The 22195-nt window shown below is 71.1% G+C and carries 14 protein-coding genes; 10 read left to right on the top strand and 4 right to left on the bottom strand.

Annotated features, from left to right (window positions below; translation table 11 throughout):
* Positions 1–147 precede the first annotated feature (147 nt).
* Together AB0M48_RS25405 and AB0M48_RS25400 are read right to left on the bottom strand one after the other, a co-directional pair.
* Positions 148–444, bottom strand: a complete 297-nt coding sequence (locus tag AB0M48_RS25405) for a hypothetical protein (protein ID WP_363846428.1) — start codon at positions 442–444, stop codon at positions 148–150.
* A 26-nt stretch (positions 445–470) separates the two neighbouring features.
* A complete protein-coding gene (locus AB0M48_RS25400) occupies positions 471–1547 on the bottom strand; it encodes a hypothetical protein (RefSeq protein ID WP_363846426.1) in 1077 nt (358 codons plus the stop codon).
* Positions 1548–1975: 428 nt separating this feature from the next.
* Between AB0M48_RS25400 and AB0M48_RS25395 the strand changes: the two genes are divergently transcribed.
* From AB0M48_RS25395 to AB0M48_RS25355, 9 genes are all read left to right on the top strand, one after another.
* Entirely contained in the window at positions 1976–3082 is a 1107-nt protein-coding gene (locus tag AB0M48_RS25395; RefSeq protein ID WP_363846424.1) for a polyprenyl synthetase family protein, read from the top strand.
* Between the two features lie 21 nt (positions 3083–3103).
* The gene (locus AB0M48_RS25390; protein WP_363846422.1) at positions 3104–3760 is read left to right on the top strand and encodes an ABC transporter ATP-binding protein; all 657 of its coding nucleotides are present in this window, start codon (positions 3104–3106) and stop codon (positions 3758–3760) included.
* A complete protein-coding gene (locus AB0M48_RS25385; RefSeq protein WP_363846420.1) occupies positions 3757–4779 on the top strand; it encodes an ABC transporter permease in 1023 nt (340 codons plus the stop codon). Before AB0M48_RS25390 ends, AB0M48_RS25385 begins: the two co-directional genes overlap by 4 nt.
* A gap of 40 nt (positions 4780–4819) precedes the next feature.
* Positions 4820–6001, top strand: a complete 1182-nt coding sequence (locus tag AB0M48_RS25380) for a geranylgeranyl reductase family protein (RefSeq protein ID WP_363846418.1) — start codon at positions 4820–4822, stop codon at positions 5999–6001.
* Between the two features lie 61 nt (positions 6002–6062).
* Complete coding sequence (locus tag AB0M48_RS25375) at positions 6063–12260, top strand: type I polyketide synthase (RefSeq protein ID WP_363846416.1); 6198 nt, start codon at positions 6063–6065, stop codon at positions 12258–12260.
* A 276-nt stretch (positions 12261–12536) separates the two neighbouring features.
* Positions 12537–13547 (top strand): iron ABC transporter substrate-binding protein, encoded by a 1011-nt coding sequence (locus AB0M48_RS25370; protein ID WP_363846414.1) that lies wholly within the window; start codon positions 12537–12539, stop codon positions 13545–13547.
* Positions 13548–13603: 56 nt separating this feature from the next.
* Positions 13604–15064, top strand: coding sequence for an iron ABC transporter permease (locus tag AB0M48_RS25365; protein WP_363846412.1), 1461 nt, complete (start codon positions 13604–13606; stop codon positions 15062–15064).
* A complete protein-coding gene (locus AB0M48_RS25360) occupies positions 15061–16062 on the top strand; it encodes an ABC transporter ATP-binding protein (protein ID WP_363846410.1) in 1002 nt (333 codons plus the stop codon). The genes AB0M48_RS25365 and AB0M48_RS25360 overlap by 4 nt, the downstream gene beginning before the upstream one ends.
* On the top strand, positions 16059–18422 hold the full coding sequence (locus AB0M48_RS25355) for an AMP-binding protein (protein ID WP_363846408.1): 2364 nt from the start codon (positions 16059–16061) through the stop codon (positions 18420–18422). The genes AB0M48_RS25360 and AB0M48_RS25355 overlap by 4 nt, the downstream gene beginning before the upstream one ends.
* On the opposite strand, the gene AB0M48_RS25350 is transcribed toward AB0M48_RS25355, so the two are convergent.
* A complete protein-coding gene (locus AB0M48_RS25350) occupies positions 18339–19394 on the bottom strand; it encodes a WYL domain-containing protein (RefSeq protein ID WP_363846406.1) in 1056 nt (351 codons plus the stop codon). The genes AB0M48_RS25355 and AB0M48_RS25350 overlap by 84 nt on opposite strands.
* A gap of 51 nt (positions 19395–19445) precedes the next feature.
* Here AB0M48_RS25350 and AB0M48_RS25345 point away from each other — a divergent pair, with 51 nt between their 5' ends.
* Entirely contained in the window at positions 19446–20588 is a 1143-nt protein-coding gene (locus AB0M48_RS25345) for an epoxide hydrolase family protein (protein WP_363846404.1), read from the top strand.
* Positions 20589–20647: 59 nt separating this feature from the next.
* Here AB0M48_RS25345 and AB0M48_RS25340 read toward each other — a convergent pair whose 3' ends face one another.
* Positions 20648–22105 carry an amidase family protein gene (locus AB0M48_RS25340; RefSeq protein WP_363846402.1) on the bottom strand — a complete coding sequence of 486 codons (1458 nt, stop codon included), beginning with the start codon at positions 22103–22105 and terminating at the stop codon, positions 20648–20650.
* Positions 22106–22195 lie beyond the last annotated feature (90 nt).

Below are 22195 nucleotides of genomic sequence, written 5' to 3'. Positions count from 1 at the left end.
CCGCTCCCACGGAGAACGCCCGCCGGAGATCCTGTCCGCTTTTGTAAGAGCTCGATGCGATCGCACTAGTGCCACATCCGGCTGATCGGCCCCGCACTCGCGGCGTTCGGAGCATTCGGCTGCGTCGGCGCCACCGCATCTGATCTGTCATGGCGTCGGGTTCGCCCAAGGACCCTGCAGCGCAACGACCCACAGGACGTTCTGGTCGTCGCAACGCCACTGGATCCACCGGCCCAGCATGACTCCTGCTGCGCCTGCGGCTTCGCACAGCACCATGCTGTCGAAGCGGCGATAGCGTGTCCAAGCAGCCTCACTGGCGACGCCGTCCCGCGCGGTGGCCGTTTCGGGTCCGGTTGTCGCCTGAGCGTTCGCGGGAGCGGAGGCCACGAGTCCGGAAGTGACGGCGACGGTGAAGGCGGCGATGACGGGCAGCGAGCGGTTCACAGCGGTCTCCCTCTGACAGGTGTGGTTCACAGTTCGTCCCACCACCAGGTGATGGCGGGGATGGGCAACGGTTCCGCCGTGACGTCGCACGGATCGGATGTCCAGGTGGCTTCGGCGCGGGGTGCGGGAACGGTCGGTGGTGAGCCGTCCGCGGCGGTGTAGCGGGGAACGTTCAACGCCCAGTCGATGTTGCCGCGGATGGCGTGCCCCAGGCAGGCGAGGTACTCCCGCAGGGCAGGACTGCACGGACGGGTCAGGACGGTGTCGCGCAGCTGCAGGAAGCGGGCCATGACGCGGTCCCGTAGTGCGCGGGCCCGGTCGACCGCCGTGCTCTCCCCGACCCCGTACTGGTGCATCAGGACGTTGACGATGTTCTGCTCCGCCTCGCGCTCCCGGCTCTCCTTGACGTGGGAGTGCAGATCGTTGTCCCAGGAGGCGATCAGGATCGTCATCTCGGTCAGGGCGCGGATCGGTGGTGAGTCCATCTCCGCGCCGGGGATCTCGGCGCCGTTGGCGATCTCCAGCAGCGCCAGCGTGGGTTCTCCTCCCGCGGAGTTGCTGCGCATGATGGTGTACTCGTCGAGCCCGGGCATGCGGCCCTGTGCCCTGTTCGCGGTCTGCCAGGCGACCGCGTAGAGCCACGACCGGTGCGCGTGCACGAACCTCTGTGCCTGTACCGGCGTGGCGCATTCGCGCATGCTGCGGCCGATGTCCTGCAGCGCCAGGGCGAGCGGGTCGTCGACCACCGCGTGCCACGGAGACTCCAGGGCGCGTTGGGTTTCGCCTGCCATGCGCAGGAACTCGTGCGGTCTGGTGCTGAATTCGCCCGCGTCGCAACGCAGGTCGTCGAAGATGAAGCCCCAGTAGACCCACCTCACGGCGACCTGCAGTCCGTCGTCGCCGGCGCGGGGAGCGAAGCGGGAGAAGAACTCGGCGCTGTTGGTGCCGATGAGCCGTCTGCGTTGCTTGTCGTCCGCCCACAGTCCTATGTGATCCATCCAGGCGATGGCATCACGTTCCGCTTCGGCGGCGCGTGGATGGATAGCCGTGTCCTGGGGGCAGTAGAAGAGCCTGTGCTCGACGGGATGGTCGAGGGAGGTCATGCGGTCTCCTTGAGAAATGGTGCCCGGCGAAAGGAATCAGCCATTCACGGCGTTCTGTTCCACCGGATGTGAGCGAAGTTGCCGCAACCCGCAGATCGACTCAAGCGATGGACGCCGTTTCATGCCAAAGAGGGCGGCGCATGCACTCGATAGAGGTGTGATTTTCGCGCACAGCGGGGAAGTCGACCGCGGATGGTCCGATCGCGACACATCCGGGTGTTCACCGCGCCACGAGCGATACGGTCCACCTGGGTTTGAGCTGCCACCGACACCGGAACGGGTGATCTCGCGGTCTCTGTCCGGCTCTTGCTCGCCACCACCGGCGACCGGTGTTAATTTCGAAAAGCCTCGACGGTAGAGCGATTCCCGTCCGGCTTCCCGCGGCGTCATCCGCACTCGGCTCACGCTCCAGCACACACGGAGACAAGATGACCAGCGATCTCCTTGCCCTGTCCACACCTTCCACGGCGGACTCGGGGTGTCCGGGCGCAGGCCGGCTACGGGAACGGGTCGACTCGGCCCTGGCTGCTTTCCTGGCGGGCAAGTGCGGCTCCGCTCCGGACCCGTGCCTGCCACCGCTGGTGGCGGTGCTGCGCGAGTTCCTGGAAGGCGGCAAGCGCGTCCGGCCGTTGTTCTGCCACTTCGGATGGCTGGCCGGCGGCGGCGATCCCGACGCCGAACAGCCCGCCGTCCTGGGTGCGGCGCTGGAGTTGTTCCACACCTTCGCCTTGGTGCACGACGACATCATGGACGCATCCGGCCTGCGGCGAGGCAGACCGACGGTGCACCGGGCGCTGGCCGCGGGTTTCCGCGGTCCTGGCGGCCGGCAGGCCGCCGAGCGCTTCGGCACCAGTGCGGCGATCCTGCTCGGAGACCTGGCTCTGGTGTGGTCGGAGGAACTGCTGTCGGTGCTCGACGCCGACAGCGGTCGCAAGAGGGCTGTGCGGGAGCTCGTCGCCACCATGCACGTCGAGCTGATCGCCGGGCAGTACCTCGACCTGCTCGGCGCAGCCGAGTCCGGCGTCGATCCCCTGCGGCGGGCGTGGCGGGTGATTCGCTTCAAGACCGCCCGCTACACCGTGGAGTTGCCGCTGCGCATCGGCGCGGTCCTGGCGGGCGCCGATGCCCGCGTCCTCACGGCGTGCGGTGCCTACGGACGCCCGGTCGGCGAAGCGTTCCAGCTGCGGGACGACCTGCTCGGCGTGTTCGGTGACCCGGCTGTGACGGGAAAGCCGGACCTGGACGACCTGCGTGAGGGAAAGCAGACCGTCCTGATGGTCCTCACGTGGAGACGAGCCACCAAGGCGCAACGCGAGATCATCACCGCCCTGCACGGCAAACCGGACCTGGACCAGCAGGAGGCGGACCGGCTGCGGGAAGTCGTCCGGGACACGGGTGCCGTCGCCCGTGTGGAGAAGCTGATCGCCGACCGCGCACAGCGGGCTCTGTCGGTCCTGAACTCGCCGGCCTTCGCCGCGCAGGCGAAGCAGGGCTTGACCGAGCTGGCCGTGTCCGCCACCTCCCGTACGCGTTGAGCCGACTTCGAAGGGAGCGCGGTGTCCTCTGAGGACTTCGCCTTGCGAGCCGTGGGCCTGTACAAGGCGTTCGGTTCGCACCAGGTGCTACGAGGTGTCGAGTTCTCCCTTCGACCAGGAGAGATCATGGGGATCATCGGCGAGAACGGCGCCGGCAAGACGACGCTGTTGCGCGTGTTGTCCGGCGAGCTGAGAGCCGACAGCGGCAGCGTCGTGCACAGGGGCCGCCTCGGCTACTGCCCGCAGCGCATCGTCGTCAACAACGAGCTGACCGTGGAACAACATCTGCGCTACTTCCAAAGCGCCTACCAGCTCGCCACCCTCACCCGCGCCCACGAACTGGTGGAGCGGCTGGACCTGTCCCGCTACCTGAACCGCAAGGCCGGTCTGCTCAGTGGCGGTACCAAGCAGAAGCTCAACCTGATCCTCGCGCTCATGCACGATCCCGGCGTGGTGCTCATGGACGAGCCCTACCAGGGTTTCGACTGGGACAACTACCTCGCTTTCTGGGCCATCACCAGGGAACTGTGCGACCGGGGCCAGTCCGTGCTGGTCATCTCCCACATCGCCCACGACATCAAGCGGTTCGACCGGCTGCACAGGCTGCGGGAGGGACAGGTCGTCGCCGAGAAGACCACCGCGCGTCACCTCACCGCCGGCCGGAAGGCGGCGCCGTGAGGCCGCCCACCGCCGTGCTGGCGGACGTTCGCGCGGCGGCGCGGTCGCTGGACGGGCGCACCACGTGGTGGGCCAAGCTGCTCAAGGCCATCGGCTTCGAGATCACCCAGCACGCCCGCAACCACCTCGCACTCGGGCTGGTGGTGTGCTTCATCCCCGTCTGGCTGGGTGTGGTCCACACCGTCATCCCCAACAACACCGTCGAGTTCCACTCCCGCGTGCTCGGCCACGCGATGCGCGTCGACGCCAACGAACTGGCCATGATCTCGGCCGTGATCAACGCGGTCACGCTGATCATCGGCTTCATGCAGTTCGCCTCCGTGCGGCGGTCCAGCGATTTCGACCAACGGCTGGTCCTCGCGGGACATCCCCGCTTGAGCATGCTGGCGGCCAAGTTCGTCGCCCTCGTCCTCGTCTCCATGCCGACCGCCGTCTACGCGGCGGTCGTCATGGACCTGTTCTGGGAACCGCGTCAGCCCGCGCTCGTGGGGTTCAGCCTGTTCACCAGCGCGCTGACCTACGGCGGTCTGGGCATGGTCCTGGGCCTGGCGCTGTCGAGCGAACTGGCGGGCATGTTCGTCATCATCATGGTCAGCCTGATCGACGTCATGGTGCAGAACCCCATCATCAACCCCTCCGCCGACCTCGGCCCGGTGCGGCTGCTGCCCACCTACGGGTCGATGCAGGCCGCGGCCGTCGCCGGGTTCACCGACGAGGGCGCGATCGGCCACGCGCTGCTCGGCCTGCTGTGGCTCTCGCTGTTCGGCCTCGTGAGCGTGACCGTGTTCCGCTGGCGCACCAAGGACCACGCCGGTCACATCACCTCACCCGCCACGCAGACCGCGTCGGTCATCGTGACGTCCCGCGCCGACGGGACCCTGTCGATCGAGTCGACGGCGGGCCCGATCCTGCTGTGCTCCCAGCTGCCCGGCTGTCCGGCGTCCTGCGGCAGGACCGTTCCACAGCAGCGTGTCCGCAAGGCCCGCGCGGTGCGGATGACGACACCCGACGCGTCCTGACCATTCCACGTTCGACCCTCCACTCGGGAACGGTGATCAGATGTCAGCGGATCGGTTCAACGGGCAGCCGTGGGACGTGGTGGTCGTCGGGGCGGGCCCCGCCGGAGCGACCGCCGCCAGGGTGGCGGCGGAAGCGGGATGCCGTGTGCTGTTGCTCGAACGTGCCGCGGTGCCGCGGTACAAGACCTGCGGGGGCGGGTTGATCGGGTGTTCGCAGGCGTTCCTGCCCGCCGGGCTCGCGGTCGCGGTCCACGACGAGATCGACGCCGTGACGTTCGGCTGGAACGGACGCCGTGAACGCACCGTCGCCTCCTCCGAGGGAGCGCGCTGCAAGATGGTGTTCCGCGACGAACTGGACGCCGCGCTCACCGAGGCGGCCGCCCGAGCCGGTGCGGTGGTGCGCGACCAGACCCCCGTGTCGGCGCTGGAGGACGAGAACGGCGAGGTCGTCGTCCGGACCGGTGGTGGCGAACGGATCCGCGCGCGTGCGGTCGTGGGCGCCGACGGCAGCGCCGGCCGGGTGGGCCGTCACGTCGGTGTCCGCTGCGAACAGGTGGACCTGGCGCTGGAGGTCGAGGTGCCGGTCGGCCCCGGTGACGCGGCGAGGTGGCGCGGCCGCATGTTGATGGAGTGGGGGCCGCTGCCCGGGTCGTTCGGGTGGGTCTTCCCCAAGGGCGACATCTGCACCGCCGGAGTGGTCGCCACGCGCGGGCGGGGCGAGGCCACGAAGGCCTACCTGCGGGAGTTCCTGCAGCGCCACGGTCTGGCGCACCTGACCCCGTTGCACGACACGGGACATCTGACGAGGTGCCGCCGTCCTGATTCACCGCTGGGGCGCGGCCGCACGCTCGTGGCCGGCGACGCCGCCGGGCTGTGCGATCCGTGGTCCAGGGAAGGGATCTCCTTCGCGTTGCGCTCGGGCACATGGGCGGGGAAAGCCGCCGTCGGGATCGCACGGGCGGAGCGCCCGGCGGACGCGGAGCGGGCGCTCGGTACCTACACCAGCGACGTGCGTTCCACCCTGGAGGTCGAGATGCTCGCCTCCCGCGAGGTCATGAACGTCTTCACCAAGCGTCCCGGCGTGGTCCACACCGCGTTGACCGCGTTCCCGCCGGTGTGGCGAAGGGTCGACTCGTACCTCGGCGGTGACACCACGATCCCGGCGCTGCTCGGCACGCCCATCGCACGCACGGCTCTCAAGGTGGCGGGCCTCTTCGCCTGACCGCGGAGAGCCCTCCTCCGAAGTTCTCCGACCGGGGACCGAAACACCAGAAGGATCCACCATGCACCAGGACGACGCGGGCAACGACCGGCAGACGCCGGTGGCGATCATCGGAACGGCGTGCCGCGCCCCTGGTGGCGTCACGTCGGCGGAGGAGCTGTGGCAGTTGCTGCTGGATCGGCGCGATGTCGTGACCGGCTTCGATCCCGGCAGGCGGTGGTCCGACGACGAGCGCGTGGTTCCCGCCGACCTCGTGGGCTCGGGAGCGCTGGGCAGCGGCTCCTTCCTCGACGGCGTCGACCTGTTCGACCCCGGCTTCTTCGGCGTGCCCGCCCGTGAGGCGGCCAGCGTCGACCCGCAGCACCGGTTGCTGATGGAGACGACCTGGGAGGCGTTGGAGGACGCCGGGGTGCCGCCGCGCTCGCTGGCGGGGTCCCGCACCGGCATGTTCATCGGCATCTCCGGCGCCGACTACGCCAAGCGGTTCACGATGGCGGACTTCAACGTCTACCACGGCATCTCGGCGATCCCCTCGGGTGCGCCGGGCCGGATCTCCTACATCCTCGACGTCAACGGGCCGTCCCTGGCCGTGGACGGGGCGTGTGCCTCGTCCCTGATCGCCGTGCACCTGGCATGCCGCTCCCTGCACGACGGGGAGGCCGACCTCGCCCTGGCGGGCGGCGTGACCGTGCAGCTCGAATGGGGCGGGCTCATCGGTTTCGCCCGCGCCGGCGCCCTGTCCTCGCGCGGCCGGTGCGCGGCGTTCGACGCGAGCGCGGACGGCTTCGTGCGCGGTGAGGGCTGCGGGATGGTGGCGTTGAAGCGGCTGGCCGACGCCCAGCGCGACGGGGACCGCGTGCTCGCGGTGATCGCGGGGACGGCGATCAACCACGCCGGGCGGGTGCAGGGCATCACCCAGCCGTCGCGCGGCGCCCAGCACGCGGTGATCCGGGCGGCGATGCGCTCGGCGGGCGTCACCGCGGACGACATCGGCTACGTGGAGGCGCACGGCACCGGCACGCCGGTCGGTGACCCGATCGAGTTCGCCGCGCTGACCGACGCCTACGGCACCTCGGGCCGCCCCTGCGCGCTGGGTTCGCTGAAGACCAACATCGGCCACCCGGAGAGCGCGGCGGGGGTGCTCGGGCTCATCAAGGCCGCGCTGGCGGTGCAGCGGGGCACCATTCCGGCGAACCTCCACTTCACCCGCTGGAACCCCGCGATCGACGCGGACGGCACCCGTTTCACCGTACCCACCGCCACCACCGCCTGGGACAGCCCCGGCCGTCCTCGTCGCGCCGGGGTGTCGGCGTTCGGCGTCACCGGGACGAACGCGCACGCCATCGTCGAACAGGCGCCACCCGCGCCCGCGCCGTCCTCGCGAGGCCGGCAGGACGGGCTGGTGGTGCACGCGCTCTCGGCCGCGTCATCGGGAGGGCTCATGGCCACGGCTCGCCGCCTGGCCGACCACGTGGAGTCCTCCTGCGACTCCCCCGCCGACGTCGCGCACACGCTGGCCGCGCACCGCAGCCACCTGTCCACCCGCGCCTGCGTGGTGGCGGCCGGACGCGACGATCTGGTGGACGCCCTGCGCGCGGTGGCCGCCGGGCAGGACCACCCCGGTGTCCTCACCGGACCGACGACGGATCCCGGTATGCCGGTGTGGGTGTTCTCCGGCCACGGCTCGCAGTGGCCCGGCATGGCCCGTGATCTCCTGGACCGGGATCCCGCCTTCAGCCGCATGATCGACCGGGTCGACGCCGTCGCCGCACCCGCGGGTGTGCCCGTGCGGCGACTGCTGGCCTCCGGCGCACCGCTGGAACGGATGGACGTGGTCCAACCGGTGATCTTCGCCGTCCAGACGGCGCTGGCGGAGATGTGGCGGGACCGGGGCCTGCGCCCGGCCGCCGTGGTCGGCCACTCGATGGGGGAAGCCGCCGCCGCGGTGGCGGCGGGCATGCTGACCCCCGAGGAGGGCATGCGCGTCACGATCGCGCGCTCCTCACTGCTGCAACGCGTCGCCGGCGGTTGCATGGCCGTGGTCTCGCTGCCCGTCGAGCGCGTCGAGGCCGAGATCGCCGGCGTCCCCGGCGTGTCGGTCGCGGTGGTGACCGCCCCCGCGTCCACCGTCGTCGCGGGCGACGGCCCCGCTGTGGCCGGGCTGATGCGCCGCTGGCAGGACGGCGGCGTGTTCTGCAAACAGGTCGCCGTCGTGGTGGCCGCGCACTCCCCGCAGGTCGAGCCGATCCTGACCGAGGTCGCCGAGCGGACGTCGTGGTTGCGGGGAGCACCGGCGGTGGTCCCGTTCTACTCCACTGCGGGAGATCCGCGGGAACCGGTGGTCTTCGACAGCGCCTACTGGGCGCGGAACCTGCGCGCCCCGGTGCGTTTCGACCTGGCCTGCAAGGCGTTGGTCGAGGACGGGCACCGGGTGTTCCTGGAACTGTCACCGCACCCGCTGCTGACCCAGGCCGTGGAGGAGAACGCCTCGGCGCTGGGAGCACCGGTGGTGGCGGTGGGCTCGCTCGACCGGGATCGGGGCGGGCACGGGTCGATGGCCCGCGCCGCCGCCGCGCTGCAGGTGGCGGGCGTACCGGTCGACCTCGTCGCCGTCAACGGCGGTGGCGCGCGGATCCCGTTGCCGCCCACGGCTTTCGACCGCTCCCGCTACTGGCAGGAACCCGTGCGCGGGGCACGCGGTGCGGCGTCGCACATGTGGCTGGGCGAGCGGTCGGCCGTGCCCGATCCCGAAGCCGAGGACGGCACCCGCCACGTGTGGAGCGCGGACCTCGGCACGGATCGCGTCGAATGGCTGGCGCAGCACACCTTGCGCGGCACCCCGCTCGTGCCGGGTGCCGCCCACGTCGAGCTCGCCCTGGCCGTGGCCACCGACCTGCTGGGCTGCGGCACGGACGAGATCCACCTGACCGGTGTGCGGTTCGAGCGCGCGCTGCCACTGGCCACCTCCGTGCCCCTGCAGGTCGCCGCCACCAGGACCGGGCACCGCGTGGACGTCGAGGTCGTCCAGCACACCGGCGGCGGGTGGGACCGGATCGCCACGGCGACGGCCACCCGCAGCGACGGAACGACCGACCTCCGCCCCGCACTGTCCCTTCCCGACACCCCGGAGGATCCCGGCGACCTGTACGAGGCGTTCGACCGACTCGGCCTGGACACCGGTCCGGCCTTCCACTCGATCACCGCCACCACGGACGACGGGGTGGTCCGCCTGCAGGTGCCTTCCGACGCGGAGATCCGCACCGGAGCCCCGCGCGTCCACCCCGTGCTGCTCGACGGATGTGTGCTGTCGGTGGCCGCCGGCCTGGTCCGCGGCGAGGAGAACGACGACGGCGACGGGCCCTGGCTGCCCACGCGCATCGGCGAGGTCGTGCTTCCCGCCCGTCCGGACCGCATCACGTGGGCACGCGCCGAAGTGCGGCGCGACAACACCACCGCGACCGGTCGTGCCGACCTCTACGACGAGACGGGAGAGTGGGTCGGCGCGATCGAGGACGTCGGCTTTGTCCGCAACACCAGAGCCGCCGCCGACAGCGCGCGGCTCAACACCAGGCTGTTCGAGATCTCCTGGCGCCAGATACCCCTGCCGGAACAGCAACCGGCGAACCCGGACGGTGCGTGGGCGGTGATCGGAGAACCCGGTGACCACGACGACGTCGCCGGACAGGTGGCCGGTGCGCTGACGGCGGCAGGGCTGCGCGCCGCGGTCCACCGCGACCCGTCCGCGGTTCCGGCAGCCGCCGCCGTCGTGTGGTGCGCCACGGGTGACCTCGACGACCTGGAGCGCGTGACGAAGGTGACCGCCCTCGTCCGCGAGCACGGGCGGCACGACTCGCCACCCAGGCTGTGGCTGGTCAGCCGCAACGCGCGACCGGTCCTCGACCACGACCCGGCCGACCCCGCCGTGTGCGCGCTGCGCGGGCTTCTGCGCGTGGCCGCCGTGGAACAACCCGAGTCGCGGATGAGCTGGGTCGACGGCGACACCGGAACGGCGGAGGACCTGGCCGACGTCGTCGCCGAACTGCTGGCCGGAACGGCCGAGACCGAGACCGCCTGGCGGGCCGGGCAGCGGTACGTGGCCCGGCTGACCCGCGCGCCGCTCGCCGGGCACCCACCCCGGACCACCCGTCAGGTCGACGCGGTCGCGGGCGAGGACGAGTTCGTCCTGTGCGCGCACCAGGACGGAGGCCTGGACAGGCTGGGCCTGGTCGCGACCGGCGAGCCGCTGCCCACGCCGGGGCCCGGACAGGTGCTGCTGCGACCGCAGGCGTGCACCGTGCACTTCCGCGAGGTGCTGATCGCGCTGGGGATCTACCCGACCGACGACGGCGTCTCCCCCGCCCTGGGCTCGGACGCCGCCGGGGTGGTGCTGGCGGTCGGTGCCGGCGTCGAGCACCTCGAGGCGGGTGACCTGGCCACCACCGTGATCACGGACGGCAGCGGTTCGATGGCCTCGCACTGCCTGGCGAGGGCCGAACTGACCGCCCGCATCCCCGACGGCTTCGACCCCGCCGGCATCGTCGCGTCGGTGCTGACCTACATCACCGCCTGGCACTCGCTGCACGACCTCGCACGACTGCGCGAGGGCGAGACCGTGCTGGTGCACTCCGCCGCCGGAGGCACCGGGCTCGCCGCGATCCAGGTCGCCCGGCTGCTGGGCGCCACGGTCATCGCCACCGCCGGTACCGAGTGCAAGCGCCGCTACCTGCGTGAGCACGGCGTGGAGCACGTGTTCGACTCACGCACCCTGGACTTCGCCGAGCAGGTGCGGGAAGCCACCGGCGGGCGCGGTGCCGACGTCGTCCTGAACTCGCTGACCGGACCCGCCATGCGCGCTTCGCTGGACCTGCTCGCCCCGGCCGGGCGCTTCGTCGAGATCGGCAAGCGCGACCTGTACGACGGCGCGCGCGTGGATCTCGGCACGTTCCGGCACGGCAACACCTACATCGCCCTCGACCTGGTGCTCACCGCGAACGAGCAACCGGCCGTGTTCCGCGCGGCGATGCTGCGGGTGCTCGACGAGATCGCGGCCGGCCGGCTGCCCCTGCTGCCCAGCGCGGCGGTCCCGCTGCCCGAGGCCGCGAAGGCGTTCAAGCAGCTCGCTTCCGGCGACCTCATCGGCCGCGTCACCCTCACCTTCCCCCCGGCCGGACAACGGCTGCGGGTGCACGCGCCCGCCCTCAGGACCGTGGTGCGCGAGGGAGCCTCCTACATCGTCACGGGCGGCACACGCGGCCTGGGCCTGGAGGCGGCCCGGTGGCTGGCGGAAGCAGGCGCCGGCCGCGTTGTCCTCGGTGGACGCGGCGACCTCGCACCCGGCGCGGCCGCCGTGCTCGACACCGTCGCGGCCACCGGGTGCGAGGTGGAGGTCGTGCGCGGCGACGTGGCCGATCCGGAGACGGCCCGGCGCCTGGTCGCGGCGGCGGGACCGGCCCTGCGGGGCGTGCTGCACACCGCCGTGGTGCTCGACGACGCCCCGCTGGAGGCCATGACCCAGGACCACCTGACCCGCACGTGGCACCCCAAGGTCACCGGCCTGGTGAACCTGCACCACGCGACCGAAGGCCTCCCCCTGGACTGGCTCGTGATCTTCTCGTCCATGTCGGCGCTGCTGGGCAACGCCGGACAGGCCAACTACGCGATCGCGGGCTCGTGGGTGGACGCCTTCGCCCGGTGGCGGCACGACCAGGGGCTGCCCACCCTGTCGGTGAACTGGGGAGCCTGGGGCGAGGCCGGGCGGGCGACGGACTTCGCCGCACGCGGCTTCGACACCATCTCCACCGCCGACGGGTTCGCCGCGCTGACCGCGTTGCTGCGGCACCAGCGGGTCAACACCGGGGTGCTCGACTACCAGCCCGAACTGCTGTTCCGCGCCTTCCCGCACGCGGTGGACAACCCGCTTCTGGCCGATCTGCGCACCAGCGACCCGTCCCGGCGCGAAGCGGTGCCGGCCGTCGACCTGCGCGCGGTGCAAGCCGGTCCGGCACGAGCCCGCATGGCGCAGGACGCCGTGGTGCAAATCCTCGCCGCACTGCTCGGCACACAACCCTCCGCCGTCGCCACGCACGCGAAGTTCACCGACCTCGGACTGGACTCGTTGCTGGCCGTCGCCTTCACCCGCAGGCTCCGCAACGACCTGGACGTCCCCATCAGCCCTGCCGAGGTGTGGGCGCACCCGTCACCCGCCGAACTGGCGGGCCACATCGACTCGTCCCTGGAGGTGTGCGCCGGCACGGGGTGAGACCGGCACAACGCCGGGTTCGTCTGCGGTGGTCGACTCAGCGGCGTCCACCACAAACGAACCCGGCGCCGGACGCGGCGAATTTTCACGATTTGCTCCGAGACGTCTTCCGGCAGTTTTTGGCGGCGAAGACGAGCTCTTCAAAATATGGGTCCAAACAGGTGATGTGTCCGTTGTCGCATCACGTAATGGCATCCACGTATTGAATGTGCCTTAGGTTAGCTTTACCTTGTCGGCACCCGTTCTGACCTGGGGGTTAGCCAAGGAGGACCGCTGGTGAGGCGTCGTGCACGCACCGTGACGCTGGTGGCAGCACTGCTGGCGTCGACGTTGACTGCTTGCAGTTCAGCGGACGACCTGATCATTTACTCCGGCCGCAACGAACAATTGGTCGGGGCCCTCCTGGACCAGCTCGAGGACGCCGTCGGAATCGATGTCGAGGTCCGCTACGGCGGCAGCGGAGAAATGGCCGCGCAGCTGCTGGAAGAAGGCCAGGGCACCGAGGCGGACCTGTTCTTCTCGCAGGACGCCGGCGCGCTGGGCGCGGTCGGGGCGCAGGGCAGGCTGGCCGAGCTGCCCGCGGACGTGCTCGGCATGGTGCCGGAGACCTACCAGGCGCGTGACAAGCGGTGGGTGGCGACGAGCGCGCGAGCCCGCGTGGTCGCTTTCGACCCCCGCGTCGTCAGCGAGGACGAGCTGCCCAGGTCGGTCGAGGAGGTCGTCGACCCGAAGTGGAAGGGCAAGATCGGCTACGCGCCCGCCAACGGGTCCTGGCAGGCGTTCGTGACGTCGGTGCGGGTGCTCAAGGGCGAGGACTTCGCCAGGGACTGGCTGAAGAAGTTCGCCGCCAACGAGCCGAAGCGCTTTGACAACAACAACAGCATCCTCAAGGCGGTCGACGACGGTCAGCTCCCCTTTGGACTGATCAACCACTACTACTGGTACGCCATGGTCGCGGAGAAGGGCGGCGAGGCGAACGTCAAGGCCAGGCTGCACCGGGCCGGCGGGGGTGATCCGCTCGCGCTCGTCAACGTGGCCGGTGTCGGGATCATCCAGGGCTCCAACCAGAGCGAGGCCGCGCAGAAGGCCGTGCGGTTCCTGCTGTCCGAGCAGGCGCAGCGGCACTTCGCCGACGTCACCGCCGAGTACCCGGCGAATCCGGGCGTGAAGCCGGGCAAGCACCAGTTGCCGCCGATCACGGACCTGCAGGCGCCCGACATCGACCTCTCCAAGCTGTCGTCGTTGCAGGAGACGGTGAAGCTGTTGCAGGAAGCGGGGTTGTCCTGAGGCCCGGCCACCGGGCCGCCCCCGCTCTCACCACGCTTTCGCTCCTCGTCGCCGCGGTGGCCGTGCTGCCGCTGGCGTACCTGGCCGTGCGTTCGTTCGAACGCGGCGGAGGTGTCGTGTGGGACGTGCTGGCCCGGACCCGGACGGCGGAACTGGCGCTGCGCAGTCTCTCGCTCGCGGTGGCGGTGACGGCCGCGTGCATCGTGCTGGGCGTGCTCAGCGCGTGGCTCGTGACGCGCTCTGACCTGTTCGGGCGGCGGGCTTTCGGGGTGCTGCTCGTGCTGCCGCTCGCGGTGCCGTCGTACGTCGCCGGGTTCACCTGGATCTCCGTGGCGCCGCGGCTCACCGGGTTCGCGGGCGCGTTCGTGGTGCTGACGCTGGTGTCGTACCCGTACGTGCTGCTGCCGGTCGCCGCCGCGTTGCGCACGGCCGATCCGGCGGTGGAGGAGGTCGCGCGGTCGCTCGGCAGGACCAGCCGGCAGGTGTTCCTCTCCGTGACGCTGCGGCAGATCCGGCCCGCGGCGCTCGCCGGCGGGCTGCTGGTGGCGCTGTACGTGCTGAGCGACTTCGGCGCGGTGTCGCTGATGCGGTACGAGGCGTTCACCCTCGGCATCTACACGAGCTACCGGGCCTCGTTCGACCGCACGCCGGCCGCGATCCTCGGGCTGGTCCTGGTGGTGCTGGCGGTCGCGCTGACCATCGGCGAACGCCGGGCGCGCGGGGTCGTCGCGCTCCGCGGGCGTCGTCAGCCGCTGATCGTGCCGCTGGGGCGGGCTCGGGTGCCCGCGCTGGCCGGGACAGTGGTGTTGCTCGTGCTGACGCTCGGGGTGCCGGTCGTCAGCCTCGTGTGGTGGCTGGCGGCGGGCACCTCGACGTTCGAGGTCTCCGACCTGCTGGCGACCACCGGGAACACCGTCGCGGTGTCGGCGTTCGGGGCGGTGCTGACGCTGCTGCTGGCCCTGCCGGTGGGGGTTCTGGCGGCGCGGCACCAGGGACGGCTCGCCAGAGGGGTCGAGCTCGCCAGCTTCGCGGGGCACGCTCTGCCGGGCATCACCGTCGGGCTGGCGCTGGTGTTCTTCGGGATCAGGTTCGCGCCGGCGCTGTACCAGACCATCCCCATGCTCGCGTTCGCGTACGCGGTGCTGTTCCTGCCTTTGGCCGTGGGAGCTGTGCGCACCGGCGTGGCGCACGCACCGCCGGTGCTGGAGGACGTCTCGCGATCGCTCGGCCACGGGCGTTGGCGGACGACGATCCGGGTCACCGTGCCGCTGTCCGCGCCGGGCGTCCTGGCCGGCACCGCGCTGGTGTTCCTGACGTGCGCCAAGGAGTTGCCGGCGACGTTGCTGCTGCGGCCGACCGGGGTCGACACCCTGGCGACCCAGCTGTGGACCCGCACCGAGGTCGCCGCTTATGCCGCGGCGGCGCCCTACGCGGCGGTGCTGCTCGTGGTGGCGGCGATTCCCGCGGTGGTGCTGGACCGGTTCCTGCGCCAAGACGATTCGGCAGGTGAGCGATGAGCGGCTTGACGGTGAAGCGACTGGTCGCAGGCTACGGCGCAGAACCCGTGCTGCGCGAGGTCGACTTCGAAGTGCCGGAAGGCGGGTTGCTCGCCGTGCTCGGGCCTTCCGGGTGCGGCAAGACGACGCTGCTGCGCGTCCTCGCCGGATTCCACCCGATCACCTCCGGCGAGGTGTGGCTGGGCGAGCGGCAGCTGACCTCCGACGTGCCGCCGGAGCGGCGCGGGATCGGGATCGTGCCGCAGGAGGGCGCGTTGTTCCCGCACCTGAGCGTGGCGGGGAACGTCGGGTTCGGGCTCGGCCGGGGTGAGCGCGGTGACCGGGTCGAGGAGCTGCTCGACCTGGTGGGCCTGGGCGGGTTCGGTTCGCGGATGCCCGCACAGCTCTCCGGCGGCCAGGCGCAGCGGGTGGCGCTGGCCCGCGCTTTGGCGCCCCGTCCCGGGGTCGTGCTGCTCGACGAGCCGTTCTCGGCGTTGGACGCCGGTCTGCGCGACGAACTGAGGGCCGACGTTCGCGCGACGTTGAAGGCGGCCGGTGCCACGGCGTTGCTCGTGACGCACGACCAGGAAGAAGCACTGGGTGTCGCGGACCACGTGGTGGTGCTGCGAGACGGCGTCGTGGCCCAGTTCGCCCGGCCGCAGACGATCTACACCTCGCCCGCCGATCTCGGGGTGGCGTTGTTCGTCGGTGAGGCGGTGACGTTCGCCGGCGTCGCCCGCTCCGGCCTGGTGGAGACACCGCTCGGAACCTTGCCGACGTCCGGCGACGGTCCCGGCACGGTGTTGCTGCGGCCCGAGCAGCTGATCCTCGGCAGCACCGGCGTTCCGTCCACTGTGGACGACGTGCTGTTCCACGGGCACGACGCGACGGTGCTGCTGCGGCTCGCCGACGGCACGCGGGTGCGGGCACGCGTGCAGGGCCGGATCTCGGTGCGGGCCGGAGACGCGGTCTCCGTGTCGGTCGACGGGACCGCCCTGTTCTTCGAGGGCACGCCGTGACGGCCACGGCGGACCTCGGGTTCGCTGATCGTCTCGCGGAGCACGGTGACCGGCTCGCCCTGGTGACACCCGGCGGCTCGCTGACCTATCACGAGCTGGACCAGCGGGTGACCGCGGCGGCGGAGAGGCTCGGCACGACGCGGCGGTTGGTGCTGCTCGCCGCGGAGAACGACGTCGACTCGGTCGTGGCCTACCTGGCCGCGTTGCGCGGCAGGCACCCGGTCGTTCTCGCGTCCACCGCGCAGATTCCCGCCCTGACCTCCGCCTACGACCCGGACGTGGTGATCTCGGGCTCGTGGACGGAACGGCACGAGGGCACCGTGCACGCGCTGCACCCCGAGCTGGCGCTGCTGCTGTCGACGTCCGGCACGACCGGGTCACCGAAGCTGGTGCGGCTGAGCGCGGACAACCTCGCCGCGAACGCCGCCGCGATCGGCTCGTACCTCGGCATCCGGGACACGGACCGCGCCGTCACCTCCTTGCCGCTGCACTACTGCTACGGCCTGTCGGTCGTGAACAGCAACCTCGCGCGCGGCGCAGGGCTGGTGCTCACCGGACGATCGGTGATCGAGCCGGAGTTCTGGGATCTCGTGCGTTCCCACGGCGTGACGAGCCTGCACGGGGTGCCGCACACGTTCGGGCTGCTGGACGGCATCGGCTTCGAGTCCATGAATCTTCCGAGTCTGCGCTACGTGACGCAGGCCGGCGGCCGGCTGGCCCCTGCGGACGTGGTCCGGTACGCCGAACTGGGCGCCGCGCGCGGCTGGCGGTTCTTCGTGATGTACGGCCAGACCGAGGCCACCGCGCGCATGGCCTACCTTCCGCCTGAACTCACCGCCTCGCACCCGTCCGCGATCGGTGTCGCGGTCCCCGGCGGAAAGCTGCGCATCGACGACGGCGAGCTCGTCTACAGCGGCCCCAACGTCATGCTCGGGTACGCCCACGCGCCCGGCGACCTGGCGCTGGGACGCACGATCTTCGAACTGCGGACCGGTGATCTGGGAGTGGAATCCCACGGCCTGTTCTCGGTGACCGGCCGCAAGAACCGGTTCGTGAAGCCGTTCGGGCTGCGCGTCGATCTGGACCAGGTCGAACGCTCGCTCGCCGCCGACGGCCTCCGCGTGGCCTGCACCGGTGACGACAGCGGCCTGGTCGTCGCGGTGCTCGGCGACGCGGACCGAGCGGCGAGGTTGGTCCGCGCCCTGACCGGCCTGCCCGTGACCGCCGTTCGCACCTACGCCGTGACGTCACTTCCGTTGCTGTCCAACGGCAAAGTCGACTACCGGGCCGTCGCGGCGCCGTCCGGTGGCGACTCGAACTCGGTGCGTGAGGTGTTCAGCTCGGTTCTCGGTGTGCGGTCGGCGCCGTCCGACGCGACCTTCACCTCGCTGGGCGGCGACTCGCTGCGCTACGTCCAGATGACCGTTCAGCTGCAACGGTTGCTGGGCGACCTGCCGTCCTCCTGGCCGACGATGCCGGTGTCGTCGCTGGAAGAACTCCGCACCAGGCACCGCCGCGTCCCGCTGATCGACACCACGATCGTGCTGCGGGCGTTGGCGATCCTGCTCGTCGTGGGCTCGCACGTCGGTTTCTTCAAGCTGCTCGGGGGCGCGCACCTGCTGCTCGTGGTCGCGGGCTGGAACCTCGCCCGCTTCCTGCTGCCCGCCGATCCACTGCGGATCCTGCGGGCGGCGGCGTTCATCGCGGTCCCGGCCTCGCTCTGGCTCGTCTACCGGATGGCCGTCACCGATGACGTGACCATCGACAACGTCTTGCTGGTCAACAACTTCACCCGCGTCGGCGCGGCCGGGTACTGGTTCGTCGAGGTCGTCGTGCACGTTCTTCTCCTGTGCGCTTTGGTCTTCGCCTTACCGGCGGTCCGGCGTTGGGAACAGCGGCACGGCTACGCACTCGCGTTCCTGGTGCTCGGCCTGACCATGGCGCTGAGGTTCACCGTCGACGGCGACTTCTTCGCTCGCAACATGACCACGCTCGGCGCGGCCTGGTTCGTCGCCCTCGGCTGGCTCGCCCAACGCTCCCCCGCGTTGTGGCAGAAGTGCTTCGTCGTGGTGGTGCTGGTCCTGATGGTTCCCGGCCGGATGGAGGACCTCTCGCGCGAGATCGTCGTGATCGCCGGCGTGGTCCTGCTGCTGTCGCTGGCCCGCGTGCCGGTGCCGCGCAAGCTGCTCACCCCGGTGAGCCTGCTGGCCAGCGCGTCACTCGCCATCTACCTCACGCACTACGCCGTGTTCCCGCACCTGCAACCACAGGTGCCGTCACCGATCGTGTGGGTCGTGTGCATCGTGGTGGGGTGCGCGGTGTGGCTGGGAATCGACCGCGCGATCAGAGTGGCGCGCTGATGCGGTGAATGCGCCACCCGCCGCCCGGCGGAACCTCGTCTCGAGGCGGTCGAACGCCACCGCGAGCTCGTCTCCGCCGATCACCTCGATATCGACGTCGAGCTGTGCCATCCACAGCGCGAGCCGGTCCGGGTCGTCGGACCCCACCGCGACCCGGCACGTGGATTCATCGACCACCTCGATGTCCACCGGGATGTGGATCTTCGCGGCGACCGTGGCCGCGGGAGCGTGGAGGAGTACCTGTGCTCGGTACTTCCAGGCACCCTTGCTGACGCGTGCGACGACGTACTCGACGACACCGTCCTGCGGGATCACGCGCGGCAGGAACCGCGCACCCGTCGGTGCGCGCGGAACCATGCGGTCGACTCGGAAGACCCGCCAGTCGTCCCGGTCGAGATCCCAGGCGAGCAGGTACCAGAGCGCTCCCCAGCTCACCAGCCCCTGCGGCTCCGCGTGGCGCGCCTCTTCGTCGCCCCCGGGCTTCGTGTAACCGAACCGGAGCCGTTCGTGGCTCCGAATCGCGGCGGCGACCGCGCCGAGAACCGAGGGATCGAGCCGCGGCCCGGCTCCTGGAACAACGCTCATCGCCTCGCGCACGGCCTCCACGCGCCGGCGCAGACGCGAGGGCAGCACCTGCTCCAGCTTCGCGAGCGCGGTCAGCGAGGTCTCCTCGACCCCGAGCCTCTGGGTCGCGACCGCGCCCAGTCCGACGGCGACGGCGACGGCCTCGTCGTCGTCGAGCAGCAGCGGGGGCATCGCCGTCCCGGCGGCCAGCCGGTACCCGCCCGCCACGCCGGGCCGCGCGTCGACGGGATAGCCGAGCGACCGCAGCTTGCCGATGTCGGCGCGCACGGTCCTCGTGCTCACGTCGAGCCGGTCAGCGAGCTCGGTGCTCGTCCAGTCGCGCTTGAGCTGGAGCAACGACAGCAGTTCGAGCAGGCGGGCCGAGGTCTCCAGCATGTTCTCGATCATTCCAGCAATTGCGGAAGCAAGCCTGCCGCAATTGCTGAAAACGTCCAGGTCATGAACGAGAACAACGCACTCACGCCGTTCCGCGTCGACATCCCGCAGGCGGACCTCGACGACCTGCGCGACCGGCTGGCACACACGCGCTGGCCGATCCCCGTGCCGGGCCGCGACGACCGCACCGACTTCAGCCGCGGCATCCCGCAGCTGTACCTGGAGGAGCTCGCCGAGTACTGGCGCGACGGATTCGACTGGCGTGCGCAGGAGCAGAAGCTCAACGAGCAAGAACAGTTCACGACGATCGTCGACGGCCAGACGTTCCACGTCGTCCACGCTCGATCGGCGAACCCGGAGGCCACCCCGCTGATCCTGAACCACGGCTGGCCGGGATCGTTCGTCGAGTACCAGCGGCTCGTCCCGCTGCTGACCGACGAGTTCCACGTGGTCGTCCCGGCCCTGCCCGGATTCGGGTTCTCCACCCCGCTGTCCGGGACCGGCTGGGAGCTGGCGCGGACGACGGAGGCCTACGCCGAGATCATGACGCGTCTCGGCTACGAGAGGTTCGCGGCCCACGGCACCGACATCGGCGCGGGCACCACCGGCCGTCTCGCGGCGATCCACCCGGAGCGCGTCATCGGCACGCACATCGGCGTCGACCCCCGGTTGCTCGGGTTGCTCGGCGACAAGTTCCCCTTCCCCGACGGCCTGTCCGAGGACGAGATCGCCCAGATCGAGGCGGTGCGCACCGCGGACGCGGCCGATCACGGGTACCTCCTGATGCAGGACCACCGTCCCGACACGATCGGCGCGGCGCTCACCGACTCGCCGGTCGGTCAGCTCGCGTGGATCGCCGAGAAGTTCAAGACCAGGACCAGCGGCGACCGCCGGACACCGGACGAGTCGGTCGACCGCGACCAGCTCCTCACGAACATCAGCCTGTACTGGTTCACGCGCAGCGGCGCGTCGAGCGCGCAGTTCTACTACGAGTCCGAGCACTCCGGACTCGACCTGGTCATGGCGTCCGGCGTGCCGTCCGGATGGGCCGTGTTCGACACCCTCCCGCTCGTGCGCCGCGCGATGGACCCGTGGAAGGCGATCGGTCACTGGAGCGAGTTCACCGAGGGTGGTCATTTCCCCGCGATGGAGGAGCCGAAGCTGCTCGCGGACGACATCCGCGCCTTCTTCCGCGGCATTTCCTGACCGACGCGTCCGGCGCGCACGCGGCAGTCAGCAGGCGCAACACCGCGTCCGGTGACCGGTCACGGCATGGTCGGCAGGTAGCCGGGTGCCCGTCGTGCCGAGGCTGCGCGTTCGAAAGCCGCCGCGAACCGCAGGACCGCCACGTCCTCCCCGTGTCCGCCGATGAACGACACCCCGATCGGCAGCGGCCCGGCGAACCCGGCCGGGACGGTGACGTTCGGGTACCCCGCGACCGCGGCGGGCGTGGCGGTGCTCGGTCCAGGCGCGTCACCGGCGTCCACGGCACACGCGGGACCGTTGGTGGGCGCCATGATCACGTCCAGGCCGTGCGCGGCGAGCACGTCGTCGATCGACCGGCGCGCCAGGTCCGTCGCCGTCCGCCGCTGCTCGAGGTAGCGCGAGTCGGTGATCGGTGGCGCCTTCTCGGCGTCGTGGAACAGCTCCTGCCCGAACGCGCTCAGCTCGATCGGGTCGGCCTCGTTGAACTCGATCAGCTCGCGCAAGGTCTGCGGCACGCCGGGCCGGGTGCGGAGGTACTGCTCCAGGTCGTGCTTGAACTCGGTGAGCAACGCGGACCGCCCGGTGGCGCCGATGCGGTCCAGGCCGGACAGTTCGACGTCGACCACCACGGCGCCGTGACGCCGCAGGAGGTCCACCGCGGACTCCACGACCTGGTCCGTCTCGGCGCCGAAGCCCGTCTGGCGCCACACGCCCACGCGCGCACCCATCAGCGTGGCGGGCCTGAGCAGGTGGTGCACCTCGCGACCTCGCAGGACCGACATCAGGATCGCGGCGTCGACGACGTGCCGCGCCAGCGGACCCGCCGTGTCCTGCCTGGCCGAGATCGGCACGATCCCGGACCCGCTGACCGTGCCGAGGGTGGGTTTCAACCCGACGACGCCCGCGTGGCCCGCCGGGGACACGATCGAGCCGTTGGTCTCGGTGCCGACGGCGACCTGGGCCAGTGACGCCGCCACCGCCACGGCCGAGCCGGACGACGAGCCGCTCGGGTTGCGGTCCAGCACGTGCGGGTTGGCGGTCTGCCCGCCGACCGCCGACCAGCCGGACACCGCCCACGGCGAGCGGAAGTTGCCCCACTCCGACATGGCCGTCTTGCCCAGCACGACGGCCCCGGCCGCACGGAGGTGTGCGACGAGCGCGGCGTCCTGGCGCGGCGGCACGTGCAGCGCCCGGGACCCGGCCGTGGTCGCCAGGCCGGCGGTGTCGATGTTGTCCTTGAGCAGCACGGGAATGCCGTCCATCACCCCGCGCGACTGTCCGCACGCCCGCCGCAGGTCGCTCTCCTCCGCCTGCCGCAGCGCTGTCGGGTCGACGGCGAGCACCGACCGCACCAGTCCGTCCACAGCGGCGGTGCGGCGCAGGTAGGCGCGGGTCAGCTCGACCGAGCTGAGGGTGCCGTCCGCCATCCGGCGGGCGAGCAGGGGGATCGTCGCCGAATCCAGATCCAGATCCGCACCGGCGTCGGTCGCCGGTTCGCCGGCGGACAGGAGCTGCATGAAGCCATTTCGAGGTTTGAGAGCTGCCACGTCAAGCCGCATGAGGCAGACGCAAACGTGCTTTAGCTCACACCGCTGTTGTGCTCGTCA

The sequence above is a fragment of the Lentzea sp. NPDC051208 genome (assembly GCF_040682435.1).
Lineage (GTDB): Bacteria > Actinomycetota > Actinomycetes > Mycobacteriales > Pseudonocardiaceae > Lentzea > Lentzea kristufekii.
Note: the sequence above shows the minus strand (reverse complement) of the source record. Positions and strands in the feature narration are given on the sequence as shown.

Coding starts and splice junctions, on each gene's coding strand:
- AB0M48_RS25380 (WP_363846418.1), top strand. CDS start 4,820: ATGTCAGCGGATCGGTTCAACGGGCAGCCGTGGGACGTGGTGGTCGTC.
- AB0M48_RS25375 (WP_363846416.1), top strand. CDS start 6,063: ATGCACCAGGACGACGCGGGCAACGACCGGCAGACGCCGGTGGCGATC.
- AB0M48_RS25340 (WP_363846402.1), bottom strand. CDS start 22,105: ATGCAGCTCCTGTCCGCCGGCGAACCGGCGACCGACGCCGGTGCGGAT.
- AB0M48_RS25400 (WP_363846426.1), bottom strand. CDS start 1,547: ATGACCTCCCTCGACCATCCCGTCGAGCACAGGCTCTTCTACTGCCCC.
- AB0M48_RS25350 (WP_363846406.1), bottom strand. CDS start 19,394: ATGATCGAGAACATGCTGGAGACCTCGGCCCGCCTGCTCGAACTGCTG.
- AB0M48_RS25345 (WP_363846404.1), top strand. CDS start 19,446: ATGAACGAGAACAACGCACTCACGCCGTTCCGCGTCGACATCCCGCAG.
- AB0M48_RS25395 (WP_363846424.1), top strand. CDS start 1,976: ATGACCAGCGATCTCCTTGCCCTGTCCACACCTTCCACGGCGGACTCG.
- AB0M48_RS25360 (WP_363846410.1), top strand. CDS start 15,061: ATGAGCGGCTTGACGGTGAAGCGACTGGTCGCAGGCTACGGCGCAGAA.